General features: G+C 69.3%; 9 protein-coding genes. 5 read left to right on the forward strand and 4 right to left on the reverse strand.

Translation table 11 applies throughout. The annotated features are described in order from the left end of the window. Positions 1-238, reverse strand: a 238-nt coding sequence (locus VNO22_14715; protein ID HXG62619.1) for a hypothetical protein, incomplete at its 3' end; no start/stop codon positions are given. Positions 239-421: 183 nt separating this feature from the next. Between VNO22_14715 and VNO22_14720 the strand changes: the two genes are divergently transcribed. Genes VNO22_14720 through VNO22_14735 form a run of 4 tightly spaced genes read left to right on the forward strand, consistent with a single transcriptional unit; the run spans position 422 to position 4449 of the window. Further along, on the forward strand, positions 422-766 hold the full coding sequence (locus VNO22_14720; GenBank protein HXG62620.1) for a hypothetical protein: 345 nt from the start codon (positions 422-424) through the stop codon (positions 764-766). A 46-nt stretch (positions 767-812) separates the two neighbouring features. Beyond that, on the forward strand, positions 813-2024 hold the full coding sequence (locus VNO22_14725; GenBank protein ID HXG62621.1) for a hypothetical protein: 1212 nt from the start codon (positions 813-815) through the stop codon (positions 2022-2024). Further along, a complete protein-coding gene (locus VNO22_14730) occupies positions 2021-3031 on the forward strand; it encodes a metal ABC transporter substrate-binding protein (GenBank protein HXG62622.1) in 1011 nt (336 codons plus the stop codon). Before VNO22_14725 ends, VNO22_14730 begins: the two co-directional genes overlap by 4 nt. After that, on the forward strand, positions 3028-4449 hold the full coding sequence (locus VNO22_14735) for an iron chelate uptake ABC transporter family permease subunit (protein ID HXG62623.1): 1422 nt from the start codon (positions 3028-3030) through the stop codon (positions 4447-4449). Before VNO22_14730 ends, VNO22_14735 begins: the two co-directional genes overlap by 4 nt. Here the strand turns inward: VNO22_14735 and VNO22_14740 are convergent, their stop codons facing one another. Both VNO22_14740 and VNO22_14745 read right to left on the reverse strand, forming a co-directional pair. After that, a complete protein-coding gene (locus VNO22_14740; GenBank protein HXG62624.1) occupies positions 4450-5673 on the reverse strand; it encodes an FAD-dependent oxidoreductase in 1224 nt (407 codons plus the stop codon). Next, entirely contained in the window at positions 5670-6092 is a 423-nt protein-coding gene (locus VNO22_14745) for a hypothetical protein (protein HXG62625.1), read from the reverse strand. The genes VNO22_14740 and VNO22_14745 overlap by 4 nt, the downstream gene beginning before the upstream one ends. A gap of 212 nt (positions 6093-6304) precedes the next feature. Here VNO22_14745 and ssb point away from each other — a divergent pair, with 212 nt between their 5' ends. Next, a complete protein-coding gene (gene ssb, locus VNO22_14750; protein HXG62626.1) occupies positions 6305-6706 on the forward strand; it encodes a single-stranded DNA-binding protein in 402 nt (133 codons plus the stop codon). Between the two features lie 302 nt (positions 6707-7008). Here ssb and VNO22_14755 read toward each other — a convergent pair whose 3' ends face one another. Then, complete coding sequence (locus tag VNO22_14755) at positions 7009-7359, reverse strand: helix-turn-helix transcriptional regulator (GenBank protein HXG62627.1); 351 nt, start codon at positions 7357-7359, stop codon at positions 7009-7011. Between the last annotated feature and the right edge of the window lie 212 nt (positions 7360-7571).

A 7571-nucleotide genomic window follows, 5' to 3' on the forward strand; every position in this document is an offset into this window, starting at 1 on the left:
CGATCGCGCCGGCGCGAAAGACGCCCGAGTCGCCGCGGGTGTAGTTTTCGAAATAGACGTCGCCGCCGTTTCCGCCGTTGCCGGTGGTGCCGGTCCCTCCGGAAAGAAGCATCTTGAGGCCGCTCACGGCGACGAGTCCGCCGAGGGCGCCCCCGCCTCCCCCTCCGCCGCCTCCGCACGCGGGAACGATCGCCGCCGCCACGACCAGGACGCCCAGACGCCCAAGAAACGCGCGCATCCTGCCCTCCGTACCAAACGTGAAAAAGAGCATCGTTCCCCGCGGGCGGGAAGACGGCCGAGTGTGCCCGGAATTCCGCCGGCTGTCAACAACAATTCTGAAAAATACCAGCAGACCCGCAGTTCAACGCGCGATGAGGTCGGCGCTGGACATCGCCCGCCCGCCGTGGTATCGTACGTCGTCGTGAACCCGATCCGGCCCCGATCCTGGACGGCCCTCGTCTGGGCGGCCTTCCTTCTGGCGGCCCCGCTCGCCGCCGCCGTTCACGCGGCCGAAGCCCACCGGGACGCCGGGCCCCCTCCCTGTGAAGATACCTCTCTCCATCTCTGCGCCTCCAAGCCGGAACCCCACGCCGACGCCTGCCTCCTTTGCCGCGCGGCCTCGGAACGGGCCGCGCCGGAACCTCTCGCGATCCGAACCGGCTGCGTTCCCGACGAACCCGCGCCCGAGGCCGCCCCCGGCGGCCCGGTCGCGCCGGCGCTTTTCCCCTCCTCCGCCCCCCGCGCCCCTCCCGCGGACGCCCGCTAGATCCGGCGTCCGATGACCGTTTCTTCAACGTTCACAGGGAGGGATCATGCTCTCACCGATCCTTGTTCTTCTCCTCCTCCGTCAGGATCCCGCCGCTCAGGACCGGGACCTCCGCGAGAAGGTCGAAGCGCTCGAGCGCAAAGTGCAGGAGCTCGAGCGCAAACAGGCCGATACCGTCTCCGCCAACCCGCTCAACGTCCTTAATCCCACGATCACGGTCTTCGGAAACCTCCTCTGGAGGCTCGACGACCGCGATCTCGTCACCGAAGAGGGCGACGAGATCGACGACACCGTCAACCTCCGCGAAGTCGAGCTCGACTTCCGCGCGGCGATCGATCCCTACGCCGACGGCGTGGCCATCGTCGCGATCGAGTCCGAAGTCCCCGGGGAGTTCGAAGTCGCCATGGAAGAGCTCCTCGTCAACATCAAGTCGCTCCCCGTGGGGTTCTGGGAAAGCCCGCCCTTGGGGACCAAGATTACGCTCGGTCGCATGCGCACCGAGTTCGGACGCAACAACCGGCTTCACCTTCACGACCTGCCCCAGCTCAACCGGCCGCCGGCGGTCGAACAGTTCCTCGGCGAGGAAGGCCACGCCGCCACCGGCGCCTCGGCCCAGATGTTCCTGCCTTCGCCGGGCGACACCGCCCTCGAACTCACCCTCCAGGGCTTCCAAGGGGGCAACGTTCCGCTGGCCCAGGAACGCAGCCGCCCCGCCTGGCTGGCCAACCTCCGGTTTTTCCTGCCCCTGACCGACGAGCATTCCTTCGACGTGGCCCTCATCGGCTTCTACGGGCACAACGACCCGGACGGCCGGCGCCAGAGCCGCGCGGCAAGTCTCGACTGGCTCTATCGGTGGAAACCCCTCCGCGCGGGCCAGTCCCGATCCTTCCTCCTGGGCGGCCAGTTCTTCTACGCCCGCCACGAATTCGAAATCGACACCGACGGAGACGACATCCCCGACACGGGCGCGGCGGAATCGCCCTTCGGCTACTACGTCTGGGCGCAGGTTCAGATCTCCCGGCCCCTCTACGTCGGCGTCCGCTGGGACCGGACGGACGTCCTCACCGAAGAGGAATCCTATCTCCGCCGCGTCCAGCCGTACGTGAGCTGGTACCTGAGCGAGTTCTTCCGCCTCCGCGTCGCCTACGAGCACACGTGGAGCAACCTCGAGGAGGAAGACGGACTCGACTCCGTCCTCTTCGAGGCCAACGTGGTTTTCGGATCCCATCCTCCCGAACCTTTCTGGGTGAACAAATGAGAATCACCGTCCTGGCGCTCCTGGCGGCCGCGTCCGCGGCCGCCCAGGAGGCGCCCAAGAAGAAAGTCTTGTGCACGCTGCCGGTCCTGGAGTCTCTCGTCCGCGAAGTGGGCGGCGACGCCTTCGACGTCGGCTCCCTCTCCCGGCCCGACCAGGACCCGCATTTCGTCTCCCCCACGCCTTCCCTCATGAAAAAGCTCCGCGAGGCGGATCTTTTCATCCAGATCGGCCTCCAGCTGGAGCTCTGGGCCGACCCGGTGGCCGACGGCTCGGGCAATCCGCGCGTCCAGAAGGGGGGCCCCGGGAGAATCACGGCCTCCGCGGGCATCCCCCGCGAGGAGGTTCCCAAGGTCCTTTCCCGCGCCGAAGGGGACGTCCACCCCGAAGGGAATCCGCATCTCTGGCTCGATCCTCTCCGCGCCAAGGCGATCGCCGAGAACATCGCCCGCGCGCTCGAGGCCGCGGCGCCCGAGCGCAAGGCCGAGATCGAGGCGCGCCTGAAGCGTTTCAAGGACCGGATCGACGAAGCCGTCTTCGGCGCCGACCTCGTCCGCGAGGCCGGCGGCGCCGCGCTCACGCGGCGGGCGCTCGACGGGACGCTGGCGGCCTGGCTCGAGGAGCGCAAGCTCTCCGACAGGCTCGGCGGCTGGCTCCGCAAAGCCGCGCCGCTGCGCGGCCGCAAGGTCGTGGAGTTCCATCGCACCTGGGTCTACTTCGCGCGCCTCTTCGGACTGGAGATCGTCGGAAGCGTCGAACCCAAGCCCGGCATCGCCCCCGGACCCCAGCACCTGGCGCGCCTGCGCGAACTTCTCCGCCAGGGAGGCGCGGGCCTCATCCTCGTCGAAAACTACCAGGACCTTTCGAATCCCCGAGCGCTCGAGGAGCAGACGGGCGTCCGGATGGTCGTTCTGCCCACCCAGCCGGGGGGCGAACCCGGAACGGAGGATTACTTCAAGATGATCGATTTCATCCTCGGCCGACTTTTGGAGGGCGCCAAGGACCGATGAACCTCCAGCCGTTCCCGTGGTGGTTTTATCCGCTCCTCATGTGCCTGGTCCTGACGGGGATCCACGGCTACCTGGGGATCCACGTTCTCACGCGCAAGGTCATCTTCGTGGACCTGGCCATGGCGCAGATAGCGGCCTTGGGGGCGGCGTACGCGGTCTTCCTGGGGTACGACCCCCGGGACCCCGCGGACGCCGTCCCCCTTTATCTCTTCTCGCTCGCCTTCACGCTGGCCGGGGCGGCGGTGATCGCTCTCACCCGGATGCGCCGGGAGCGGATTCCTCACGAGGCTTTGATCGGGATCGTCTACGCCTCGGCCTCGGCGCTTTCGCTTCTGGTGCTCTCCAAAGCCGCCGGCGAAGCCGAACAGATCAAACACATGCTGGTGGGAAACCTCCTGGTCGTGACGCCGGCCAAGGTGGGAGTGACCGCCGCCATCTACGCGGCGATCGGTGCTTTCCACTATATATACAGGGACCGCTTCCTGAAGATCTCCCGGGATCCCGAGGCGGCCGAACAGGAGGGGATCCGGGTCCGGTTCTGGGACTTTCTCTTCTACGTCTCCTTCGGCGTCGTCATCACAAGCTCCGTTTCGATCGCCGGGGTGCTTTTGGTCTTCAGCTACCTTGTCGTCCCCGGCGTGATCGCGACCCTCTACGCGCCAGGAACCCGGGAGCGGATTCTTCTGGCCTGGGGGGCGGGGACGGCCGTGAGCGTTCTCGGAATGGCCGCTTCGAGCGCGGGGGATCTCCCGACGGGGCCCACGATTGTGGCGGCGTTTGCGGCGGCGCTCGCGGGGGCCGGGGCGGTCCACTACGTGCGTTCGCGGACGCCGCGCGGGGCGGCACTGGCGCGCCTCGCGGGGGTCGCGGCGGGAAGCCTTCTGGTTCTTTGGGCTTCCACGTTTCTCCGAAAGGAGGAAGAGCACCACCACCACGAAGACGAACATACCCGCCTCGTGGAGGCGCTCGGTTCGGAGGATCCAACCCGCGTCATCGACGCGATCGATCACCTGGCCGACGCCAAGGATCCCCACGCGGTCGAGCCCCTGATTCAGACCCTCCGGACGGCCCGCAACGATCTCATCCTCGAGCACGCGGCGCACGCGCTGGCCAAGATCGGCCGTCCGGAAGCGGCGCCGGCGCTGCGGGAGGCTGCGGCGCGGCCGGAGCTCGATCCCGCGCTGCGGCTGGATCTGGCGCGGTCGGTTCTGGATCTGCGCGACCCGGCGGGCCTGGAAATCCTCATCCGGGTGCTGGAGGAGAATCCTCCCGCGGCGGTGCGCCGCGACGCGCTGGAGCTTTTCCGGGAGCGCACCGGGCTTCGAACCCTTCCGGAAACGCCGGAGGAGCTTCGCCGGTGGTGGGCCCGGCGGGGGGCGTCCCTGCGCTGGCGCGAGGAAACCCGCCGGTTCGAGTGATCACTCCGGCAGGTGCCGGCGCGGCGAGAAAAGGTCCACCGGCAGGTCCGTGCGTCCGTCGAGGATCATGTCCGCCGCCGCGCGGGCGGCGACCGCGGCGAAGGCCGGGTCGTGTCCGTGAAAGCCGGCCGCCACGTAGACGTTCACCGATCCCGGGACCGGCCCCACGCTCGGAAGCTCGTCGCAGCTCCAGCCCAGGATCGCGGCCCACCGGTGGGTCACGCGCCGCCGCGCCGCCGAGGGAAAGCAGGCGGCCAGGAAGGATTCGATCGCGCGCTGGACGGGTTCCGTGGGGCGCTCGGCCCGGGTCAGCTCCTGGTCGATCGCCGCGCGGCGGCCGCCCGAGGCGAGAATCCGCCCGTCCGGGAGCTGCCGGAGGTGCTCGAAGCCGAAGTCGGCCGTCACGGGCGCCGGAAGGATCCGCTCCGGAACGGGTTCGGTCGCCAGCATCTGCGCGCGCATGCCGACGAGGGCGCCTTCGAAGAAGGGGTGAAGAAGCGGCGTTTCGGCGCCCGCCGCCAGAAGGAGCATCGCCGCGCGGACGCGCCCCCGCTCGGTGTGGATCGTGACGCGGTCCGGCGCCGGCTCCAGGCGGAGCGCGCGCGTGCGTTCGAAGATCCGCGCCCCGCGCCGCTCGGCGGCCGAGGCGAGTCCCCGCGCGAGTCGCGCGGGGTGGACTTCGCCGTCGTCGGGGGCGAAGAGTCCCCCCCGGAAGCCCGCGCCGGGGAAAAGCCGCGCCGCGGCGGTGTCGTCGAGAAGTTCGGCGCGGAAGCCGTCCTCCGCCAGGAGCCGGGCGCTTTTTTCGAGCGCGCGGAATTCCTGGTCGCTCGGGGCCATGACGTAGCGTCCGCGGCGGGCGTAGCCGCAGTCGATTCCCTCTTCTTCCATCGCGCGCCGGAGGAGCGCGTGGTTTTCGGCGGCGAGGCGCCCGAGGATTCGGGCGCGCTCGCGGCCGTGGTCCTTGACGGCGATCGCGTAGGCGGTCGGGGGCCCGGCGGGAAGGAGTCCCAGGAGACGGCCCGCGGCGCCGCCGGCGATCTCGCCCCGCTCGAGGAGAATCGTCCGGGCGCCGCGGGCGGCCAGGAACCCGGCGGCGGCGGTTCCGGCGAGGCCGCCCCCCACGACCGCCACGTCCGCCTCCGCGTCCCCTTCGAGGGGCGGGCGGGGGACGTAGGCGGGGCGGAGTTCGTCGAGCCAGAAGGAGGAACCGGACGCCGGGGTCATGAAGCCGGGACGGAGGACGCCTTGAGGGCCCGCAGGGCGGCGTCGGTCTGGGCCACGCGGAAGATGGCGGCGGACTGTCCGGCGCCGGTACTGGAGGCGTACGAGTAGAGGATGTTGATGCCCGCCTTGGCGAAGCGGTCGGCCATGCGGGCGCCCATGCCCTTGCCCGCCGCGCCGCGGATGACGATGACGGGGTTCGCCGTGCACGCGTAGCCGGCCCGCTCCAGGGCCGCCTGCGCGCGGTCGGGATTGTCGGGAACGATGAGGATTTCGGCGCCGTCGATGTCGCCGCGGTGTTCGTACCCGCAGAAGGCGATGACGTTGGCGCCCGCCTGGGAGACGAGCCCCAGGACGTGCGCCAGCTCCCCGACTTGGCTTTTGACGGGGACCGTGAGTTCCGTCATCTTCCGGATGCTCATCGCGCGGTCCTCCTCTATAGAACAGGGCTTCTGATCCCAGTATAGGGGGCGGCAGGGGAGCGTCAAGGCGGGCGGCCATGTTACGGCCGCGCGCGGTCGCGTTACGTTTCGTAACGGCGTCTCGGGGCGCTCCGGGGACGTTCGCTGGCACGTCGCTTGCTCTTCCTGGGGCGTGAGGTTGGCGACTCCGGGCGAGTCGGTGGAGGTGACGCGTGGCGAACTTCAACAGCGTGGTCGTGGTCGGGCGGTTGACGCGGGATCCGGAGCTGCGCTACACGCCGAGCGGGGCTCCCGTCTGCAGCTTCAGCATCGCGACGTCGCGCCGGTACGTCAAGGAGGACGGCCAGCGGGCGGAGGCGACGACGTTCCTGGACGTGGACGTCTGGCGGCGGATGGCGGAGATCTGCAAGCAGTTTCTTCGCAAGGGGCGGGAGGTGCTGGTGCTGGGAAGCCTCCGGCAGTCGCGCTGGAAGGATCCGAAGACGCAGGAGTCGCGTTCCCGGATCCGGATCGTCGCGCAGCAGGTGCAGTTCCTGGGCGGGCGGCGGGAGGCGCAGGGCGATGCCGCGGCCGGGACGCCGGAGGAGTCCGGCCCGGAGCCCGAGGAGGAGTAGCCCGAGAGGTGAAGGCTTGTCCGCCGCGGGCCGGCGCGGCGGGCCACGGGTCGTGGAGGATTCCGGCGCGAACGGCAGAGGCAAGGCGGGCGGGGCTCCCGCGAGCGGGGCCCTCTCCGGGAGCCGCCGCCGCCTTGAGGCGGGCGCGTCGTGGTCCAACCGTTCAAGAGGAGCGAATCACGAATGGCGAATGCCGAATCACAGGGTGCGCCCCCTCCGAGCTGCTCCCTCGGCGAGGGGCGCGGGGGAGATTCCCCGCTTTTGGAGGTTCGTGATTCGTGGCCGGCCCCGGAACGCCCGGGCTATCGCTTGCGGGTCTGTGCCCAGCGGAGGATGCTCTGAGTCAGGCTGATCAGCACCGGGCGCACGGACGGGTCCGAGCGGCGGATGAGGTTGAGGATCGCCTCCTCGTCGAGCCGCTCGGTGGGCCGGGCGTCCTTGAGCGCGAAGAGGAAAGGCTCGTAGGGCTCGACGCCGAGGGCGCGGACGATGCGTTCGATGTTGTCGATGGTGATGTTGCGTTCGCCGCGTTCGACGCCGCCCAGGTATTTGTAGTCCATGCCGGCCCGATGCGCGAGCTGTTCCTGGGTGAGACCGGCGGCTTTTCGAAGCTGGCGGAGGCGCGCGCCGAAGCGCGCGCGGAAGGCCTCCATGGGCGCCCTCTCCTGTATCGGGGTAGCATAGAAGGTTTCGGAACTCCGAAAAACTCCTTATGAAGAGTATTCTGGGTGATTCAGATACATGGTTACCAGGGTGGGGGATCTCGAGGAGGTCGTCGAGGAGAACGGGAGGAAGGGAGAGCACTCCAGGATCATAGGTGTGGGGAGCGAGGGAGTCGAGAATTTCACGAGGAGAGAGATGACCT

It is taken from the genome of Planctomycetota bacterium (assembly GCA_035574235.1).
Lineage (GTDB): Bacteria > Planctomycetota > MHYJ01 > MHYJ01 > JACPRB01 > DATLZA01.

Coding starts and splice junctions, on each gene's coding strand:
- VNO22_14725 (HXG62621.1), top strand. CDS start 813: ATGCTCTCACCGATCCTTGTTCTTCTCCTCCTCCGTCAGGATCCCGCC.
- VNO22_14730 (HXG62622.1), top strand. CDS start 2,021: ATGAGAATCACCGTCCTGGCGCTCCTGGCGGCCGCGTCCGCGGCCGCC.
- VNO22_14735 (HXG62623.1), top strand. CDS start 3,028: ATGAACCTCCAGCCGTTCCCGTGGTGGTTTTATCCGCTCCTCATGTGC.
- VNO22_14740 (HXG62624.1), bottom strand. CDS start 5,673: ATGACCCCGGCGTCCGGTTCCTCCTTCTGGCTCGACGAACTCCGCCCC.
- VNO22_14745 (HXG62625.1), bottom strand. CDS start 6,092: ATGAGCATCCGGAAGATGACGGAACTCACGGTCCCCGTCAAAAGCCAA.
- VNO22_14755 (HXG62627.1), bottom strand. CDS start 7,359: ATGGAGGCCTTCCGCGCGCGCTTCGGCGCGCGCCTCCGCCAGCTTCGA.